This is a genomic window from Marinomonas maritima, assembly GCF_024435075.2.
GTDB lineage: Bacteria > Pseudomonadota > Gammaproteobacteria > Pseudomonadales > Marinomonadaceae > Marinomonas > Marinomonas maritima.
Window position 1 is genome coordinate 138,524 of record NZ_JAMZEG020000001.1, and the last position, 18,311, is coordinate 156,834.

24 protein-coding genes and 1 tRNA gene are annotated in these 18,311 nt (G+C 42.7%); 15 read left to right on the top strand and 10 right to left on the bottom strand.

Features of this window, described 5'->3' with window-relative positions; all coding sequences use genetic code 11:
* Positions 1–120: 120 nt before the first annotated feature.
* The gene (locus tag M3I01_RS00710; RefSeq protein ID WP_255893626.1) at positions 121–870 is read left to right on the top strand and encodes a sulfite exporter TauE/SafE family protein; all 750 of its coding nucleotides are present in this window, start codon (positions 121–123) and stop codon (positions 868–870) included.
* 71 nt (positions 871–941) lie between these two features.
* Here the strand turns inward: M3I01_RS00710 and M3I01_RS00715 are convergent, their stop codons facing one another.
* Positions 942–1,781, bottom strand: a complete 840-nt coding sequence (locus M3I01_RS00715) for an isopenicillin N synthase family dioxygenase (protein ID WP_255893627.1) — start codon at positions 1,779–1,781, stop codon at positions 942–944.
* Between the two features lie 108 nt (positions 1,782–1,889).
* Complete coding sequence (locus tag M3I01_RS00720; RefSeq protein ID WP_255893628.1) at positions 1,890–2,045, bottom strand: hypothetical protein; 156 nt, start codon at positions 2,043–2,045, stop codon at positions 1,890–1,892.
* Positions 2,046–2,342: 297 nt separating this feature from the next.
* On the opposite strand from M3I01_RS00720, the gene M3I01_RS00725 reads away from it, so the two are divergent.
* The 3 genes from M3I01_RS00725 to pyrR are packed head-to-tail and all read left to right on the top strand — an operon-like array spanning position 2,343 to position 3,940.
* Positions 2,343–2,915: a YqgE/AlgH family protein gene (locus M3I01_RS00725; RefSeq protein WP_239495626.1), complete on the top strand. Its 573-nt coding sequence runs from the start codon at positions 2,343–2,345 to the stop codon at positions 2,913–2,915.
* The gene (gene ruvX, locus M3I01_RS00730) at positions 2,915–3,388 is read left to right on the top strand and encodes a Holliday junction resolvase RuvX (protein WP_255893629.1); all 474 of its coding nucleotides are present in this window, start codon (positions 2,915–2,917) and stop codon (positions 3,386–3,388) included. The genes M3I01_RS00725 and ruvX overlap by 1 nt, the downstream gene beginning before the upstream one ends.
* Positions 3,389–3,442: 54 nt before the next feature.
* Positions 3,443–3,940, top strand: coding sequence for a bifunctional pyr operon transcriptional regulator/uracil phosphoribosyltransferase PyrR (gene pyrR, locus M3I01_RS00735; protein ID WP_112134908.1), 498 nt, complete (start codon positions 3,443–3,445; stop codon positions 3,938–3,940).
* On the opposite strand, the gene M3I01_RS00740 is transcribed toward pyrR, so the two are convergent.
* Positions 3,937–4,104 carry a hypothetical protein gene (locus tag M3I01_RS00740; protein ID WP_255893631.1) on the bottom strand — a complete coding sequence of 56 codons (168 nt, stop codon included), beginning with the start codon at positions 4,102–4,104 and terminating at the stop codon, positions 3,937–3,939. The genes pyrR and M3I01_RS00740 overlap by 4 nt on opposite strands.
* Positions 4,105–4,175: 71 nt before the next feature.
* On the opposite strand from M3I01_RS00740, the gene M3I01_RS00745 reads away from it, so the two are divergent.
* From M3I01_RS00745 to M3I01_RS00785, 9 genes are all read left to right on the top strand, one after another.
* Positions 4,176–5,180: an aspartate carbamoyltransferase catalytic subunit gene (locus M3I01_RS00745; RefSeq protein ID WP_255893632.1), complete on the top strand. Its 1,005-nt coding sequence runs from the start codon at positions 4,176–4,178 to the stop codon at positions 5,178–5,180.
* Between the two features lies 1 nt (position 5,181).
* Complete coding sequence (locus M3I01_RS00750) at positions 5,182–6,459, top strand: dihydroorotase (protein ID WP_255893633.1); 1,278 nt, start codon at positions 5,182–5,184, stop codon at positions 6,457–6,459.
* Positions 6,460–6,623: 164 nt separating this feature from the next.
* Positions 6,624–7,685: a diguanylate cyclase domain-containing protein gene (locus tag M3I01_RS00755; RefSeq protein WP_275564859.1), complete on the top strand. Its 1,062-nt coding sequence runs from the start codon at positions 6,624–6,626 to the stop codon at positions 7,683–7,685.
* Positions 7,686–7,808: 123 nt separating this feature from the next.
* The gene (locus tag M3I01_RS00760) at positions 7,809–8,537 is read left to right on the top strand and encodes a YggS family pyridoxal phosphate-dependent enzyme (RefSeq protein ID WP_255893637.1); all 729 of its coding nucleotides are present in this window, start codon (positions 7,809–7,811) and stop codon (positions 8,535–8,537) included.
* 83 nt (positions 8,538–8,620) lie between these two features.
* Positions 8,621–9,448: a pyrroline-5-carboxylate reductase gene (gene proC, locus M3I01_RS00765; RefSeq protein WP_255893638.1), complete on the top strand. Its 828-nt coding sequence runs from the start codon at positions 8,621–8,623 to the stop codon at positions 9,446–9,448.
* A gap of 17 nt (positions 9,449–9,465) precedes the next feature.
* Entirely contained in the window at positions 9,466–10,008 is a 543-nt protein-coding gene (locus M3I01_RS00770) for a YggT family protein (RefSeq protein WP_255893640.1), read from the top strand.
* A 168-nt stretch (positions 10,009–10,176) separates the two neighbouring features.
* Positions 10,177–10,662 carry a pantetheine-phosphate adenylyltransferase gene (gene coaD / locus M3I01_RS00775; RefSeq protein WP_255893641.1) on the top strand — a complete coding sequence of 162 codons (486 nt, stop codon included), beginning with the start codon at positions 10,177–10,179 and terminating at the stop codon, positions 10,660–10,662.
* Between the two features lie 70 nt (positions 10,663–10,732).
* Complete coding sequence (locus tag M3I01_RS00780; protein ID WP_255893642.1) at positions 10,733–10,984, top strand: YfhL family 4Fe-4S dicluster ferredoxin; 252 nt, start codon at positions 10,733–10,735, stop codon at positions 10,982–10,984.
* Positions 10,985–11,005: 21 nt separating this feature from the next.
* Entirely contained in the window at positions 11,006–12,742 is a 1,737-nt protein-coding gene (locus tag M3I01_RS00785) for a potassium/proton antiporter (RefSeq protein WP_255894771.1), read from the top strand.
* Between the two features lie 14 nt (positions 12,743–12,756).
* Here M3I01_RS00785 and M3I01_RS00790 read toward each other — a convergent pair whose 3' ends face one another.
* Positions 12,757–13,857 (bottom strand): potassium channel protein, encoded by a 1,101-nt coding sequence (locus tag M3I01_RS00790; protein ID WP_275564860.1) that lies wholly within the window; start codon positions 13,855–13,857, stop codon positions 12,757–12,759.
* Between the two features lie 14 nt (positions 13,858–13,871).
* Complete coding sequence (gene trmL, locus M3I01_RS00795; RefSeq protein ID WP_255893646.1) at positions 13,872–14,345, bottom strand: tRNA (uridine(34)/cytosine(34)/5-carboxymethylaminomethyluridine(34)-2'-O)-methyltransferase TrmL; 474 nt, start codon at positions 14,343–14,345, stop codon at positions 13,872–13,874.
* Positions 14,346–14,464: 119 nt separating this feature from the next.
* Between trmL and M3I01_RS00800 the strand changes: the two genes are divergently transcribed.
* A tRNA-Phe gene (locus M3I01_RS00800) sits at positions 14,465–14,540 on the top strand.
* Between the two features lie 69 nt (positions 14,541–14,609).
* On the opposite strand, the gene M3I01_RS00805 is transcribed toward M3I01_RS00800, so the two are convergent.
* From M3I01_RS00805 to M3I01_RS00815, 3 genes are all read right to left on the bottom strand, one after another.
* The gene (locus tag M3I01_RS00805; RefSeq protein ID WP_255893647.1) at positions 14,610–14,810 is read right to left on the bottom strand and encodes a hypothetical protein; all 201 of its coding nucleotides are present in this window, start codon (positions 14,808–14,810) and stop codon (positions 14,610–14,612) included.
* Between the two features lie 69 nt (positions 14,811–14,879).
* On the bottom strand, positions 14,880–15,197 hold the full coding sequence (locus M3I01_RS00810; protein ID WP_255893648.1) for a hypothetical protein: 318 nt from the start codon (positions 15,195–15,197) through the stop codon (positions 14,880–14,882).
* Positions 15,190–15,597, bottom strand: a complete 408-nt coding sequence (locus tag M3I01_RS00815; RefSeq protein WP_255893649.1) for a hypothetical protein — start codon at positions 15,595–15,597, stop codon at positions 15,190–15,192. The genes M3I01_RS00810 and M3I01_RS00815 overlap by 8 nt, the downstream gene beginning before the upstream one ends.
* Before the next feature lie 338 nt (positions 15,598–15,935).
* On the opposite strand from M3I01_RS00815, the gene M3I01_RS00820 reads away from it, so the two are divergent.
* On the top strand, positions 15,936–16,898 hold the full coding sequence (locus M3I01_RS00820) for a hypothetical protein (protein ID WP_255893650.1): 963 nt from the start codon (positions 15,936–15,938) through the stop codon (positions 16,896–16,898).
* Between the two features lie 61 nt (positions 16,899–16,959).
* Here the strand turns inward: M3I01_RS00820 and M3I01_RS00825 are convergent, their stop codons facing one another.
* A complete protein-coding gene (locus M3I01_RS00825; RefSeq protein ID WP_255893651.1) occupies positions 16,960–17,433 on the bottom strand; it encodes a Panacea domain-containing protein in 474 nt (157 codons plus the stop codon).
* Positions 17,433–18,311 (bottom strand): hypothetical protein, encoded by an 879-nt coding sequence (locus tag M3I01_RS00830; RefSeq protein WP_255893652.1) that lies wholly within the window; start codon positions 18,309–18,311, stop codon positions 17,433–17,435. The genes M3I01_RS00825 and M3I01_RS00830 overlap by 1 nt, the downstream gene beginning before the upstream one ends.

Here is an 18,311-nt window from a genome sequence, read left to right on the forward strand (position 1 = left end):
ATGAAGCGGGAAACTCGGTCGTTTCTTGTAATTTGCATAATCTATGCGGTTTGCTAAAGGCCATGACAAATCTATGTTCTAATAAACCATTGATTATTGAAAAATAAAAGGCCGTTGTTGATGAATGAAATTCCTTTTGCGCTATTAGCATTGTTTGTATTGGGCAGTTATGTGCAAACCATTACGGGCTTTGCCTTTGGTCTCGTAGTGATGAGTGCGGCGGCCTTGTTTTCTTTAGTGCCATTAGACGTGGCGGCTTTTGTCGTTAGTGTGTTGAGTTTAATTAATAGTGTGACGGGGTTGGCTGGTGGTTTATGGCGAGAAGCCAAGGTGAAAGTGTTGTTGGTGTTCTTTCTCGGAAGCATTCCAGCGACGGTGTTTGGTGTCTATTTACTTGGTAGTTTAGAAAGTGGTGCTTTGCATTGGCTACAATTATTTCTTGGCATAACCATTATGTTAGCGTGTGGTATGAGTCTGATTAAACCGAAAACAAATCCCATCGAGTCTAAGCCTTGGGCCTTTTTTCTATGCGGTGGTTTTGCTGGTGTGTTGGGCGGTTTATTTTCTACAGCAGGGCCACCTATTTCGTATTTGATGTATCGTCAACCTGTGTCTTTAAACGTGATTCGAGCATCGCTGTTGAGCGTGTTTTTTATCTCTTGTCTAACTCGTATTGGGATTACGTCTGTCGCAGGGCAGGTCACTATGGAGATGATCTGGTTAAGCGTTATTGGCGTACCTTGTGTGTTTTTGGCGACGCTTTTCGCCAAGCGCTATCCACCGAATGTACCGCCTGAGACGATAAAGCGCGCAGCCATGGTGTTACTATTTTTGTCTGGCATAAGTTTGTCGCTGAAAGCCGTGTTTTGATGTTGATAAGATAGAAAAAAAGCGCTTTCTAAGGCGCTTTTTTTGGTTGTAACAAAGCTGTTCTAAATGTATTAAATCACACCAAGCTCAACAAGGCGTTCATGCAAATAGCTGCCAGCGGTGTGGCGTTTGGATAAAACGACTTCCGGTTTTGGATGAAGGAATAAAGGCAAAGAAATACGCGATTTAGTTTTGTCGGCACCTTCTGGGTTAATAACGCGGTGTGACGTGGATGGAAAGTAGCCCCCAGAGGCCTCTTGTAGCATATCGCCAATATTCACAATCAAGGTACCAAAGTCGCAAGGAACGTCCATCCAGGTGCCATCTTTGGCTTTGACCTGTAAGCCTGGCTCGTTGGCAGATGGCAGGATGGTCAGTAGGTTAATGTCTTCATGCGCTCCCGCTCGAATTGCGCCTAATTCTTCATCGCCTTTTAACGGTGGATAATGCAGGACACGCAGCAAGGTCTGATCACTGTCGTCCACCATGCTAGAAAGGGATTGCGAGTAATGCTTGGCAACGTCTACCGGGGAATGTGCTTCAACCCAAGCGAGTAGCTCTGACGCTAATGTGTTGGCTTCGGCATAATATTGCGTCAGTAGGGCTTTTTTATCGGTTGGGCATTGCCCCCACGGATAATAGTGAAAATATTCTTTGATGTCTTTCTTGGTGTGACCTTTGGCTGTTTCCGACACATTAGGCGGGAAAAAACCGTCTTGGGTGCCTTTGTTGTAAAGGTATTCGTGTTTTTCTTTACTATCAAAAAAGGTCTGCCATTCACTGTAGATTGCGCTGACGAGGTTTTTTTGAATGGGGTGGTTTTTTAAAACGCCAAAACCAGTTTCACGCAGGGATTTTACGAAATCTTCTTGCGCTGTTGCGCTGGTGTAATCTATTGCTTGTAGTTGCATGGTTGTTTCCTATTTCGCCAATGATGGGCGGTTTTGTCTTTTTAAATATAGAAGAACATTCTCTTTTATAGAGTATGTTTTATGGTGGTAAGGACAATATAGGAAGAACTAGGAAGACCAGCCGCTATGAAAAAAATAGCGCAAGTCCACTGTTTCAGCTTGGTAGTGTTGTACCCATTGTGCCAAATTCACCGCGTAAAGATGACAAAGTGTCTCGGCTTGAACCGATGTACTTTGAGCATTCTTCGTCGAAGTTAATGGCATTTGTATGTTCCAAGGATAAAAATGATGGCTGTTGGACTCTTTTTTACACGTCCAGTAACGACAGTTTACTGCTTGGAATGTGAGTTTTGAAGGCTTTCAGTAACAATTTGTGTATTTGGGGTAGGTAAATTCTCATCTTGCCCTATACTGTTTGAGACGGCAGTGCTGCTTTGCCGTCTTCTTTGCTCTTCTATATTGCCTTGTTGGCGAGTTATTTTTAGGTTCAGGTATTCAAGTACTTCTTAGGTTTAAGTCTCTGGCGCGATCTTTGCGCTGTCATACATTTAAAGAGGGCACATGACTATGAATGCATTTTTCGATTCGTTTAAAAATCACTTTTTAATTTCAATGCCACACCTAGACGACCCACACTTTGAACACACTGTTATTTATCTTTGCGAACACACTACAGCGGGCGCGATGGGGATTATTATCAATCGCCCCTCAAATGTTGATTTTACTGAATTAGCGGATCACCTTGGCATTAAAATTGGTAGCCCGCGTTTAACGTCTGAACCCATTTATACGGGCGGACCAGTAGAAGCTGAACGGGGTTTTATTTTGCACACAGCAGACAAAGTTTGGAGCAATACGTTACGAGTCACCGATGACGTGTCTTTGTCTGCCTCTTTGGAAGCGCTTGAAGAAATCGCCGAAGGTAAGGGACCAAATGCCTTTCGCATTACATTAGGGTGCGCAGGCTGGGACGCAGGACAGCTTGAGTCTGAAATTGCGAATAATGATTGGCTAGTATGTGAAGCGGATTTAGACGTATTATTCCATACACCAAGTGATATGCAATTTACCGCCGCTACGCGAGTATTGGGGATTGATATGGCAAGACTTTCACCGGATATAGGACATGGTTAATGACAGCGTCAATCTCGACAGAAACATCTTTAAACGATAACCATAAACCCAATACTGTTCGTTCAGTATTGGGTTTTGATTTTGGCACGACTCGAATGGGTGTTGCTATTGGTCAGAGTATTACAGGAACGGCTCAACCGCTTGACCCGATAAAAGCCAAAGATGGTATTCCTAATTGGGATGAGATCACCAAGGTGGTAGAAGAGTGGAAGCCAGATGCTTTCGTAGTGGGCTTGCCATTAGACATGGACGGGTCAGAAAATGAGATGTGCCAACGAGCACGCAAGTTTGCCAAGCGATTGAATGGACGTTTCAACCTTCCTTACCATATGATGGACGAACGATTGTCTTCCTATGAGGCCAAAGGGCAGGTAATTGCTCAGAAAGGAAACCGAAATTTTAAAGAGAATTCGGTGGATGGTTTGGCGGCTCAGATGATTGTAGAAACTTGGTTTGCCGAGACGACTAAGTGAGTAGCTGGTTGAATGGTGGTTTATTGTGAATTTAAGAACAAGGTTTGAAAAAAAATGAAGTTAGATTTAGAGCATTCTCTAGCGTCAATGAAAACGCAGCTGACGGCATATTGTGAAAAGAAAAACATTGAGAATGCCATTGTTGTTGGGATTCATACTGGTGGTGTTTGGGTGGCAGAACGTTTGATATCAGCGGTGCCAACCACTGAGCCTTTAGCGACGTTGGACATTACTTTTTATCGTGATGATTTTACGAAAGCGGGATTGAACCCGAAGGTGAATCAAACGTCATTGCCAGCGATTGAAGATCGTCACGTCATCTTGGTTGATGATGTGCTTATGTCTGGTCGTACGATTCGTGCCGCGATGAACGAAATTTTTGATTTCGGTCGACCTGCTAGTATTACGTTAGCCATTCTTTACGATTTGGGGCAGCATGAGCTTCCTATTGCAGCAGATATTGTTGGCGAGCATTTAACACTCAATCCTGATCAAAGGGTTAAGCTAACTGGGCCAAAAACACTGGGTGTTTCTATCATTGATACCCATTAATAGTCAGAACAAAGCTTTATTTTTTGTCGAACACGTACGACAATTAACGTATGGATAAGATTGACGATACAGCGGTTAGAAGAATGATATCTCACCAAAAAAATACGGCGAGACAACCGTTTAATGTCATTAATGCCCGGCTGCAGTTTGTCTGTACCGGGCATTTTCCTATCCAGACTTCCTATTTTAAATAGAGTAAGACGATACCGTCTTTGCAGTTTGAGGAAAGCAAACCATGATGCGATCCGAGCCTCGGGCATTACAGTTAAATGAACACGGGCAGCTTAAGCACTTTTTAACGCTGGATGGATTGGATAAAACCATTTTGACTGAGATTCTTGATCGAGCAGAATCCTTCCTTTCGATGGGCGAGCAGTCCGTTAAAAAAGTGCCTCTTTTACGCGGTAAAACCGTCGTAAACCTATTTTTTGAAAATTCCACTCGTACACGTACCACTTTTGAATTAGCTGGTAAGCGATTATCGGCGGATGTGATTAACCTCAATATTGAAACTTCTGCGACGTCTAAAGGCGAATCCTTACTGGATACCCTGAAAAATTTAGAAGCCATGCAGAGCGACATGTTTATCGTGCGCCATTCGGACAGCGGGGCGGCGCATTTTATTGCTGAACACTGTACGCCGAATGTTGCCATCATTAATGCAGGTGATGGGCGACATGCTCACCCAACACAAGCGATGTTAGATATGTTGACGATTCGTCGCCACAAAGGCAGCTTTGATGGGCTCAAAATTGCGATTGTCGGTGATATTTTGCATTCACGTGTGGCTCGCTCTCAGTTACAAGCGCTGACGACGTTAGGCGTTAGCGATATACGTCTGGTTGGACCGAAAACATTAGTGCCTAGCTTTTTTGCTGAAATGGGCGCCACGATTTGCCATGACCTAGAAGCCGGTTTAAAAGACGTCGACGTGGTAGTGATGTTACGTTTGCAAAAAGAGCGCATGAAAGGCGCTTTGTTGCCGAGTGAAAGCGAATTCTATCGATTGTATGGTTTGACGGAAGAAACGTTAGCTTGGGCGAGTCCCGATGCCATCGTCATGCACCCAGGTCCGATTAACCGCGGAGTAGAAATTTCTTCGGAAGTCGCGGACGGTAAGCATTCTGTAATTTTGGATCAAGTAACCAATGGCATCGCAGTGAGAATGGCAGTGATGTCTATGGCGATGAGTGGTCAGTTACAAAGTGATGATTCGTCAGTAACGAGGGATGAAAAATAGCATGAAATTACGTATTCAAAATGGTCGTATTATCGACCCGAGTCAAGATATTGATGCGGTCACGGATTTGTTCATCGACAATCAAAAAATCGTAGCGATTGGCGATGCTCCAGCAGGTTTTGAAAATGCTGAGGTCGTTGATGCGACAGGTCAATGGGTGTTGCCGGGTTTAGTGGATCTTGCTGTGGCGTTACGTGAGCCTGGATTGACTCAAAAAGGCAGTGTCGCAACGGAAGGACGTGCAGCGGTTTCCGGTGGTGTGACGACGTTAGTTTGTCCTCCAGATACGCGCCCTATTGTGGATACACCAGCGGTTGCCGCGTTAATTCAAGACAAAGCGGACGAGGCGGGAATGGCTAATGTGTTTCCTATTGGCGCGTTAACGCAAGGGTTGGAAGGCGCACAGCTGAGTAATATGGTGGCATTGACGGACGCGGGTTGCATCGCAGTGTCCAATCATCGTCATCCAATGGCGAGTACTAAAGTACTTTCTCGTGCGCTTGAGTACGCCGCGACACATGATTTATTGGTGGTGTTTCATCCTGATGAATCGAGCCTTTCTGAAGGGGGCTGTGCTCACGAAGGCCTGATGTCGACCATGCATGGCTTAGCGGGTATTCCTGAAGAAGCGGAAACCATTGCGTTGATGCGTGATTTATTACTGGTCGAAAAAACAGGGGTGCGCGCGCATTTTGCTCGTTTGTCTTGTGCCAAGTCGGTTGAAATGATCGCGGATGCAAAGGCGTCTGGATTGGATGTGACGGCGGATGTTGCTGTACATAACCTACTGTTGAATGATCAGGTGTTGAGCCGGTTCGATGGTCACTACCATGTGTTACCACCGTTGCGAGGCGATGAAGACCGTTTGACTCTAATCGAGGGAATAAAAGCGGGTGTCATTAGCGCTATTTGTTCCGATCATCAGCCCCATGAAAAAATGGCGAAAATCGCCCCGTTTGCAGCCACTGAACCTGGTATGGCGAACGTCGAGATTTTATTGCCTTTGGCTATGTTGTTAATGGATGAAGGAGACTTGTCGTTCTCCACCGTGCTCTCTTGCTTAACATCGGGTCCTGCTGCTTGTTTTGGTCTAGAGGCAGGTTCTTTGTCTGTAGGAAGTTTTGCCGACTTTATTTTGTTTGATAGTACGGCTCGTTGGGTATGGTCGTATGATACCCGGAAGACAAAAGGCCATAATTCCCCGTACTTTGGTGATGAATTTGTGGGACGTGTGATTGCGACGTATATTTCTGGTCAACGTGTTTATCAGATTGTTTGAGTCAAATAAGTAAGGCCAGATTATTTTCTTTCTCTCATTTGGCTTTACTATATCCTTTACTTTTTATCTTAGGTCGTTAATCTAGTTTCAATTATGGACTATTGTGGTTTTAGTATTTTATGCCTATAAACGCATCAAACGAATTGCTTAAGGAACAGCAGGTCTTGCGATCTCGTATTGCCTATCTTGAAAGAGAACGAGATTTTATCAAAGATCTATACAGTGACATGCCCCAAATGCTACGCATGATTTCAAAGGGGGCTTTATTAAGCTCCTTGTTGAATAGCTTTAAAAATAGGCTACAGGCTCAGTTACCCAATGCGTATTGTCTTTTTATCGTGTGTGACAAAGAGTGTTCGCAATGGCATTTACAATATGTAGATTCTATTAATGAAAGCTTACTTAGTCCAAATGGCCGATTGGTTACTGTTCCTCAAGCGTTGATTACGTTTGCAGCCACCCCTTCTTGCCCTAAACGTCATGACATGAATATTCCGAATTTGTTAGAGTGGAAACACTGGCAGGTTTTTTTTGAACGTCATGGTTTTTCAGATGTATCCATGGTTAGCGTTTCCGATGGTCAGGGCTCTATCTATTTAATGTTAGCATTTCAACGTGAAGACACCCTGTTAGAAGGAGAGCTAATGGGACTGGCTTTAGACAGTTACGCCTCTTGGTTGGACTCTGTATTTGAGCGAGAAAAAGCTGATTATCTGTTGTTGGAAGGCAGTCATCGAGACCCATCGACAGGCTTATTACGACGTTTTAGTTTTGATAATAGTTTTAATATTGTATTAAAAGATTCTCGTCGTCATTTTCAACGAGCTGCATTATTTTCGCTGCGATTGCTTTCGACGTCGACAATAGATGAGGGCGAGTTGAAAGTGTGGGCTGGTATTATGCAAGATACGGTGCGAGATAATGATCTCCTTGCGCATTATGATGAGCGTGAATTGGTCATGGGGATCCGGATTCAGCATTTAGAGGATGCTGAGATTGTGGCCACTAAGCTATTGAAAACATTGAGTGACTCTAGCCTTTCTAGCAATCGGCTGATACGTGCAGGTGTGTCTATCGGTATTGCTTTTTATCCCGAGCATTCATCATTAGAGTCGCTTCATCAGGCTGCTTCATTCGCTGCAAACTCACTACACAACTTACCTGGATATCGCCTAGAATTTCATGGTGCTTATTATGAATCTAGCTCTGACTTTTATTCGTTATAAGCTTTTTTCTGTTTTTTAAAATAGTGCTATGATGCGCACCCTATCGTTTCTTCCCTATTTTTTTTATATAAAGTGGAAACGGAGCATCTCGTTACATCTTGATGAAAAGGAGTGTGGTGAGCAATGGTGATTGAAATCGAAAGCAATGAAGCGGAAGACGTGAAGGCGAATTTAACCTTAGTTTCCCAACAGATTGATCAACTGGTTCAGCAGTACAAACGAAAAGCGGGTTGTGTGCGATTGTTGGCGGTCAGTAAGACAAAGCCTCTATCCGCATTAGAAGCTGCGTATCATGCTGGTCAAAGAGCATTCGGTGAGAATTACGTGCAAGAAGCGGTGGATAAGTGTCATGCGTTAGCACATTTAGCGGACATCGAATGGCACTTCATTGGCCCCATCCAATCTAATAAATCCCGTCTTATTGCCGAAACGATGCATTGGGTGCATTCCATTGATCGAGAAAAAATTGCTCGCCGCCTTAGCGATCAGCGTTCAGTAGATATGCCTCTACTCAATGTCTGTATTCAAGTTAACATTAGCGGTGAAGACAGTAAATCTGGGGTAACCTTGTCAGATTTAGATGTAATGGTCGACCTCATTAGAACGCTACCAAACTTGTGTCTCAGAGGGTTAATGGCGATTCCCGCGCCACAAGAAAGCCATGCCGCGCAATGCGCTGTGTATGAACCTCTTGTAAACGCCTTTCTTGAATTATCCAAATCCGACAGCATGATAGATACCTTATCTATTGGTATGTCTGGAGATTTACCGGCGGCCATTCAATCTGGTAGCACCATGGTTCGTGTGGGTACGGCAATCTTTGGATCGCGTGATTATTCGGCTAAGGTGTGAATGCCACCCAGTGCCATATCATTTATTGAATAAGCGGATGGGTATTTTTTGCCAGCTTAGAGAATTAAAAAATAGGATGTAAAATGACACAAAGTATTGCCTTTATTGGTGTAGGAAATATGGCCAGAGCGATTTTTAGTGGCATGCTTGCTAGCGGTTACCCAGCTGATAAAATCATTGGTACATCGAGAACCCCAGAAAAACGTAATTATTATCATGAGCAATATGGTATTGCCATGTTGGCTGACAATGATATGGCTGTAAATCAGGCCGATGTGGTTGTTTTGTGTGTTAAACCCGCGCAAATGCAGGCGGTTATTGAAGATTTTTCGGCGCATGTGCGTGACGATCAACTGTTTATTTCGGTTGCAGCGGGTGTTGAATTAGACTCATTGGCTTATTGGTTAGGTAAGTCTGTGGCGATTGTCCGTAGTATGCCTAATACGCCTTCTCAATTGGGCGCAGGGATGACTGGTTTAATCGCCAATGAATACACTACTGAAGCGCAAAAAGCGCAAGTGAGTGAGCTTTTTTCTAGTATTGGGCACTCTGTTTGGGTAGAAGATGAAGTGCACATGCATACCGTGACCAGCTTGTCAGGCAGTGCTCCCGCTTATTTTTTTCGATTCCTTGAAGCCATGATCAAAAACGGCAAAGAGCAGGGACTTGATGAAAAGACAAGCCGAGCATTAGCCAGTCATGCCATGTTGGGGGCTGCTCGAATGGTAATAGAGCTGGATGATCCAATTGCTCAGTTACGTAACAATATTACGTCGCCTAAGGGAACAACAGAACAAGCTTTGTTGTCTTTTGAAGCCTCTAATATTGATAAAATAGTCGCAGATGCAATGACAGCCTGCGTTAATCGATCAAAAGAAATGGCGAGCAATTTTTCCGCTAAAAAAGACTAATTTAAGGAATATTGAACATGTATTCAGATCCATTTGTTATGTTAGTGAAGGTTATTTTTAACCTTTTCTTATTTGTTGTTTTGCTGCGTTTAGTGCTTCAACTAACGCGAGCCGATTTTTATAATCCTATTAGTCAAAGCATCGTCAAAGTGACCAGCCCTATTGTTCTTCCTTTGCGCAAAGTGATTCCATCGATAGGTCGTTTAGACACGGCTTCTCTAGTGCTCGCATTTGCAGTCCAGCTCTTAACGGTTGTTTTTGTTGTACTGATTAAAGGTGCGGTTATTTCTCCCGCCAGCTATGCTATTTATACGTTTGCTGGCACCTTATACCATTTGCTGGATTTGTATTTCTGGGCAATGCTGATTTCAGTGATTTTAAGCTGGGTTGCTCCTGGAGCAAATCACCCAGGCGCTATGTTAGTTGGACAAGTTACCGCCCCTTTATATCGTGCTTGTCAGCGGGTCATTCCAACATTAGGTGGACTTGATTTATCGCCTATTTTCATCTTTCTTGCGATTTCTTTTTTGAAGCAAGTATTGGCTCCTTACAGTATTTAATATCGTAAAATTGAGAGGATCAGGCGCGAGAAAAAGACTCACCTTGATCGGTGAATTGAGAACAAGGTCGTATTCCTATATGATGCGACCCCTAAACGGGAATGAGAGCGGAAAAAACTTGTCAGTTACCAGACTCGTTCTCCCTTATTAATTTTTTGGATGAAAGCTATGAGTACGATTGCGGTTTATCCGGGCACATTTGACCCTATTACGAACGGCCATACGGATTTGGTTGAGCGCGCATCAAAACTATTTGAAAAAGTGATCGTGGCCGTGGCTGCGAGTCCTAAAAAGCGCCCAGCGTTGTCTCATGACTTGCGTATTTCATTGGCTAAAAAAGTATTGGGTCATTTGCCCAATGTGGAAGTAGTTGGTTTTGATAACTTATTGACCGAATTTACTCGTTCAGTCAGTGGCAAAGTCGTGATCCGCGGCTTGCGTGCGGTATCGGATTTTGAATATGAATTTCAATTAGCCAATATGAACCGTGCAATTGCGCCCGATGTGGAAAGTATTTTTTTGACGCCTTCAGAAAAATACTCTTATATTTCGTCGACATTGGTTCGCGAAATAGCCTCTTTGAACGGTGATTTTGGCCAATTTGTCAATCCAGAAGTTAAGCGTGTTCTACAAGAGCATTATCAAACGATTTAATGTCAAATTTTCAAGTTCCGCTGTTTGGCGATGTAACTAAAGACAATACAGCGGGTCTTAGGAGAGCAGAATGTCTCTTATTATTACCGATGAATGCATTAATTGTGATGTGTGTGAGCCTGAGTGTCCGAATGAAGCGATTTCTCAAGGTGAAGAAATCTATGTAATAGACCCATCAAAATGCACCGAATGTATAGGGCACTTTGATGAACCGCAGTGTCAGCAGGTTTGTCCGGTTGATTGCATTCCGTTGGATCCTAATTTCAAAGAAACGGAAGAGCAGTTAATGGAGAAATACTTAACGTTGACGGGTCAACTCTAAACGAATAGGGCTGTTCTTACTATCGACACTAATGCTTTTATCTTTTTAGCTGGAATATTGCTGTTAATCAGTATTCTAGCCAGTTCTTTTACTGTTCGTGCAGGCTTACCTTTACTACTTGTTTTTCTCGGAATGGGAATGCTTGCAGGGGAGGATGGAGTCGGCGGACTGGACTTTGACAATCCAAATCTTGCCTTTTTTGTTGGTAATCTTGCCTTAGCCGTCATCCTGTTAGACGGCGGTATGCAGACCAAAACCAGTACATTTCGCGTGGCATTATGGCCATCCTTATCTCTTGCTACATTAGGTGTTGTTTTCACCACGGCCGCGGTTGGTGTTTTCGCTGCGTGGTTATTAGACGTAAAACTCATTTATGGTTTATTACTGGGTGCGACCGTTGGTTCTACGGATGCAGCGGCGGTCTTTAGTTTATTGCGTAATAGCGGCGTTAAATTGAATGAACGAGTGGGCGGCACACTAGAAATAGAGTCCGGAGCCAATGATCCAATGGCTATTCTGCTGGTGGTCATGCTCACTGGTTTGCTGCAAAGCTCCGACCATTTGAGTGTTTGGGCTTTCTTGGGACAAATGGCTCAGCAATTTGCGGTAGGAGGTCTGTTCGGCTTTCTTGGCGGCAAATTCTTATTAATGATTTTACGCCGTGTTCCGCTTATCGAAGGTTTGTATGCGTTGCTTATTATCTCGTTTGGTTTGGCAATTTTTTCTGGTGTGAACATGATTGGTGGCAGTGGATTTCTTGCTGTGTACTTGGTCGGATTAACCGTTGGCAATGGGCGAATCAAGCACCTTGAGTCAATTTCTCAGGTCATGGATGGTTTGGCTTGGTTGGCTCAGGCTAGCATGTTCTTGTTACTTGGGCTTCTTGTTACGCCATCCAGTTTGTTGACTCATGGCTGGCAAGCGGTCGGTATTGCTGCGTTTCTTATTTTTGTGGCCCGTCCCGTGGCCGTTATGATTTGTTTGTTGCCGTTTGATTTTCGCTGGCGTGAGCGTGTGTATATTAGTTGGGTGGGGTTGCGCGGTGCGGTGCCGATTGTGTTGGCTCTGTATCCTATTATTGCGGGTCTTTCTAATTCAGAATTATTATTCGAGATTACCTTTACGGTGGTACTGATCTCTTTGTTGCTGCAAGGGTCAACGGTGCCTCACGTTGCTCGGTGGTTAAAACTAGAAGTGCCGCCGGCGCCGGCGCCCACCACGCGTTTTTCTTTAATCAATGACGCTAATTCGAATCACTCGTTGGAGTTGTATGAATTTTTGATTCAGGCGGAAGGCGTCCGTATTCCCGCATCGATTGTACGGAATGTGCCCAGCGAAACCGTCTCTACACCTCAGCTTGTATCTCTCGTTCGTGATCAACAGCCAATTGTGGTCAATGCCAATACCGTGTTGAAGTCAGGAGATAGAATCTGGATGCTATTGCATCCTGAGGACGTGAATGACGTTGCGCAAATTTTTTCTCACCAAGCGTCTTCTTCATTCTTATTGCAGGATTTCTTTGGTGAGTTTGCGATTCGTGGTGATGCGTCTTTATTGGATTTAGCGAAAGTCTATGGCGTTCCAATTGACGGTATTGAAGACACAGACACGGCAGCGGCGCTGTTACAGCGCCAGCTTGGTAAGCATCTTGTTGTGGGTGATCGGATTCGTTTCGGTAATATTCGTCTAACAATCAGGCAGATGAATGGCAGTCAGATTGAAATAATCGGGCTTAAATTGCAAGATAAGCAAGTTTAAGCCTTTGATTTTATTTATATAAAGTATTGACGAATTTCTTCTAATGACGGGATCACTTGATCGTCATTTATTAAAATAATTAAACCTTCTGCCTCTATGATCGAATAGGTTTGTGGATGGGTAATAATGTCCCCATTTCTTTGCACATAACCAAGCGCAGTACCAATGTTCTTTTGAATTAATGTGGTGACGACTTGTGCCCAAGTCACCCCCTTTAAGCGCACATTGAGTCGAATCGTATGATCCCCTTGGTGACGGAATAAATCTTCCAGTACTTGTTCTGTTCCCGGAGCGATGAGAGAACGCACTAGCATTTCAGGGTAAGCTCTAACGGGCCTAATAACGGCATTTGCGCCCGCTGCTTTGAATCTAGGTCTATTTGAGTCATTGATGGCTTCTGCCATGATGAAGGCCGTAGGGGCTAGTTCTTGAATGCGATGCAGTGTGTCAAAGGTCGAACTGTCACAGTGGCTGTCTTGTGTATCTTGGCAAAGCACAATAATGTATTTGGCTTTCTGTACTCCGGCTGACGTTAGCATACCGTCGTCTAATGCATCTCCAGTATGATGAACAACACCTTGTGATCTAAGTTCAATAGGTAGGCCTTCAGGAAACGCTGTCGTCAAAATTTGTACTGGAATGTCGACAAGTTCTGGCGTTTGGCTGATCTGACTGATCAACAATCCCAAATAGCGCTCTGAATCGTATTTTGGAGTATTAATGATAAGTATATGGTTTTGCATATCGTCCCACTTTATACGGCCTTTAATACGCATTTCTTTGCGCATTAGCCTGAGTTCAACATAGTCACTGGCGATGAGTGCGAGCAGTGTAATTCCCAACCCGTAAATTAACAGAATGGTTGAAAACTGACCCCAGAAGGTCACGGCAGAGATATCACCGTAGCCTGTGGTGCTAGCTGACGTCATTGTCAGCCAGAAGGCTTGCCACCAATTGAGGTCTTCAAAGAATACCATCGCCAAACTGTGCAGTGCGATGACACCAGCTAATAAGATAAAGCGCTTTTTTATGTCACTGGTTTCATGTAAATGCACTTTTTTCCGGAATTTATGGCGGCTGTTCTTTCGTTTTAGGAGCAATCCTAGAGAATTCATTGTACCTCTGCTTATTATTCGCTATCTGATGGCATGGCGTAGTTAAGCTGACGCCAAGATTCATAAACCATAACGGCAACCGTATTAGACAGGTTTAAACTACGGGAGCTGGCCTGCATCGGCAACCGCAGTCGCTGAGCGGGGGGTAATGCCTCGATAAACTCCGCCGGCAACCCCCGTGTTTCAGGTCCAAAGACAAGAACATCGTTTTCAACAAAGCGGGCTTCGCTGTGGATACGGCTACCTTTTGTTGTCAACGCGTAGATAGTGCCTATCTCGTTTTGATCAACAAAAGACTGAAAGTTTGGATAGCGTTTAAGGCGAGTAAACTCATGGTAATCCAATCCTGCTCTGCGTAGCTTTTTATCTTCAAGTTCAAAGCCAAATGGCTCGATTAGGTGTAAATGGTAGCCAGTATTGGCACACAGGCGAATGACATTGCCTGTGTTTGGTGGAATCTCTGGTTGGTAAAGTACAACGTGAAGCATAAGTTTATCTCCTTGATATAGGAAGATAATACCAGACGAGCAGAAGAAACTAAGTTTTTAATTTTTTTTCAAAAAAACTATTGACCCGTAAAAAGGTTTCTCTATAATACGCCCCACTTGCCCGGATAGCTCAGTCGGTAGAGCAGAGGATTGAAAATCCTCGTGTCGGCGGTTCGATTCCGTCTCCGGGCACCATGTTTAAAGAAAACCTGCTTTTATAGCAGGTTTTTTTTTGCCTAAAATGTGCCTAAATAGGCACAACGGCTATCTTGCCGCTTTATGCCTTTCTATTTTCGTCTTGTATTTATTTCTCATTCGTTCTGTTTTGTGACCCGCGATGTGGTCGCTTTCTGCGTCAGACATGCCTTTTGATTTAAGAAAGTGCAAACTCCAAAAGTTATCTTTTAAGTCACGCTTTGCCATTGTTTCTTTTAAGCGGTGCATGGCGGTTTGTAAGCCAGACATGCCGAGCTTGTGTCCGGTTGAGCTGATAATTAAGTTTTGGGGTCAGATCAAGAAACTAGGTTTACATATTTACTTGATTGCACTGAGGATTTGAAGGGCATGTATAACGCAGCACCCCTGACAGATTAGTTTTTGATCTGACCCCAAACTCCTTTGAGCCATCAATAAACTGTATTCCACACACTTTAGTAAACTTCCTATCTGTTCCCCTGTGACGCCTATGTCGTCATCCACGGCATGGGCCGCCATCATTCCTAGCCCGTCTAATGCATCGATCCCAAACGACATATGGTGTATTTGGCGTTTTATTTCGTCAGATGTTGTCATGTCCAAGTTTACTCGCTCCATGTTGAAATCTTGTACTGAATCAATGTCTGGCTTATCCATGCTGTACTCCTTGCATGTTGTTAAATCCAGTATTAAACACGACTGAGCTGGCTCTGTGGCGGGTGTCGCCCTCGATGAGCAAGGTTTGAAACATCGCATCGACCGCTTGGCCAAGGTCATTTTGTTGGCTGTACTGAAAGCGGACACGGGTATGGATGAGATCGGGTAACAGGGTAAGGAGTTGTTGCTTCTGACGATCGGATAAACCGCCGATAGAAAAGATGGCGCCATTCGGCGTTTGAACGAACAAAGGTGTGTCGCTTTCGACGCAAACCGCGACGATACGGCCAATGCCTATTCTTTGAGTAGGTAAAGAGCTTTGAGAAGGTAAAGCAGAAAGGGAGCCGACAGGCGGCAAAAGGGCGTGGTGGTGCTGTGAACGAACAATAGCGTTATTCATGGTTTATCTCCTTGTAAGATTTAAACCACTACTCATGTTTCCACACATGGGTGGTGGCTGCGCGCGGGGGTGGAAAACCAGTTACAAGGAGCTGGCAGGCCGAAGCCTCCCCACGCACAACCACCATAACGCAAGCATTATGGCACAAAAAAACCGCGACGCGGCGGTAATGTGCGTCCTTGTAGGTCTAGGGTTTCCACACCCTAGTGTTGGATTTTGCCAACACCCTTAAAAGATAGGATGGTCAGAAAAAGAAGTCAATAAAAATGTTTTCAAATAGTGACGAATCGAACATGATGGTTCAATAGAAAATAGACATTGAAGAATGGATGAGCTGTATGGATAGTTATGTTTTTAGGACTGAGGGTGGTGAATTGGGCTACTTTCAAAAAGACGATGACGCTTGTTTGTTTTTTGTTGGCGCAAAGTACTTTCCAATTCACGATCAAATTAGCTGGGGAGAGTGGGAGGATTACCAGTCTCAAGTAGACCTTGATTATGGTGTTGAAGATCCTATTGTTAAAGTAATTACTCATTATCTAAGGCGACATGGAGAAACTGTATCAATTACAATTAAAGATTTTTCTAAAAGCACGCTTGAAGCTGGTGAATACCATCCTCGAATGGCTTTAGATAATTGTGATTTGTATGATCGATTGACTTCAGAAGGGGCTTTCACTGATGAGGTAAGAGCCTATTACAATATTGTAGATATGCTGGACGATCTTTTTAAAGTCATAGAGCCAACACAAAAAAACCTAATATCGTATGGGCATAAGATAAGAGAAGTTCTGATATTGGCCTGTACCGAAGTAGAGTACCTTTTACTACAATTTTTGAAAGACAATGGATATAAAAATAAAAGGAACTACTCGACTAGAGATTATATAAAAGCTCTCGGACCTTTGAGGTTAGATTTATATAAAATTAAATTGAAAATGCATCCATCACTCAATTTTATAGCCCCATTTTGTGATTGGAATGAAGAGCAGCCTACTAAAAGTCTTACTTGGTATGATGCTTATAATGCGGTGAAGCATGATCGTGGAGGCAACTTTGAGAGCGCATCTTTAGAAGCTGTGATCAATGCGGTAGGTGCAATTCACATTCTCCTCGAAGCCCAATACGGTAAAGAGATTTTTCATAAATTTTACTTGGATTTTAAAAGCTGTTTTCAAACAAAAGAATATCCCACTTGGAAAATGAGTGACTTGCAAGTGCCAGTGATAAAGTGTGACTGGAACTCTGAAGAGCTTGTTTGGAACGAGCCTATGGAATATTTTAAAGAAAATAATTTATAGCACTAGGGATGATAATGTCATTACCTAGTGCTATAAATCATTATGATTTTAAGCTGGTTGCTTATTTTAATATTTTCTTGTACTTTTTTGCCGATTCAACTAAATCTAAATCGTCATATCGGTTGCTTGATATTATAGGGTAAGTTGAATAAACAAGATTTATAAAATCTTGGTAGTTTTTTGTTTTTGTAACTTTTATGACATGATCTGCAATTATTCTTTCTTTTTCTGAAATCTCTATTTTTCCATTAAAGTTATCACTCAATTTGAATAATTGCTTTTTTCCACCATAAGCATTAGATGTGTGTTCAACAATAATATCTTTATCTTCTTTGGCTAAATTAACAAAATCATCAACATATGGCCCAAAATGATCAAAGTGCCATCTTGCATTTGTTATTTGTTTGCCAGAATCAATAGAACTTTTCCAATCTATTAGATAGATCATTTTAGTAAGTCTTGAAGCAGATAGTTCTTTTTTATATGGGTATTCTTTCAATAGATATTTGATTATATTAGAAATAGCAGCTTTCATTAAAAACCCTCCTTTCTAGCTGATTCTAGAGTTGGGATATGTTTATCTAGTGAATCGATCAGTGATATGAGATTCATTTTTTCCTGAGAATTTAATAGTCGCTTACACTTTTCAATTGGTAGTCCATTAGGCTGTAAAGATTCAAAGAGAATTACCGCAATCGTCTGTTGTCGAAGATTTTTTAATCTAATCCCATAAAATGCGCGACTTTTCATTCTTATTTTTGATAGATCTTCTTCTGTGAAATCATAGTTATCTACATTGTAGTCAACCCATGCCTGCATGTCATTTTCTGGATCCGGAGCTCCAGTGTCTTCAAATACTCCCGCTTCCCATGTGCGAGATATTCCCCCTTGATGCCTTGGGTACAATCGAGATGGTTTGCTATTGAACTTTTCATTTTCAGAGTACCTTCCAATACAAGAAAATAAATTCATGTCGAGTTTATATAAACTTACTCTTTCGCTTACTGTTAGGTTAAGATGGTTGCTGTATGAATATAACCAATTACTAAAAAGGTGATAGCAGTTTATTGATTTGCTTTCACTCTCTTTTTTTAAAGAAATATAAGATTTACGGATAACCTTATATTTGTTTTTCATTATAATAGCGTTGATATGGCTTCCTATTCCACCCCATATTGAACAGATAATAGTTATTACAAGTAATATAACTAACCAAGTTTCTGCTGAGTATAAAGATAGTGAATAGTCTTTAATATTGTTCGGGATCCAGCTCTTGATGGCTGTTTTTTGTTCTTCTGGAACAGATATATAAATCAATCCTACAGGACTAATAATTATTGGGATGATACTAAACCCTAAAATGTTATATAACCATCGCTTATAAAAAGGCAGTTCTTTAAATTCTAATTCCAT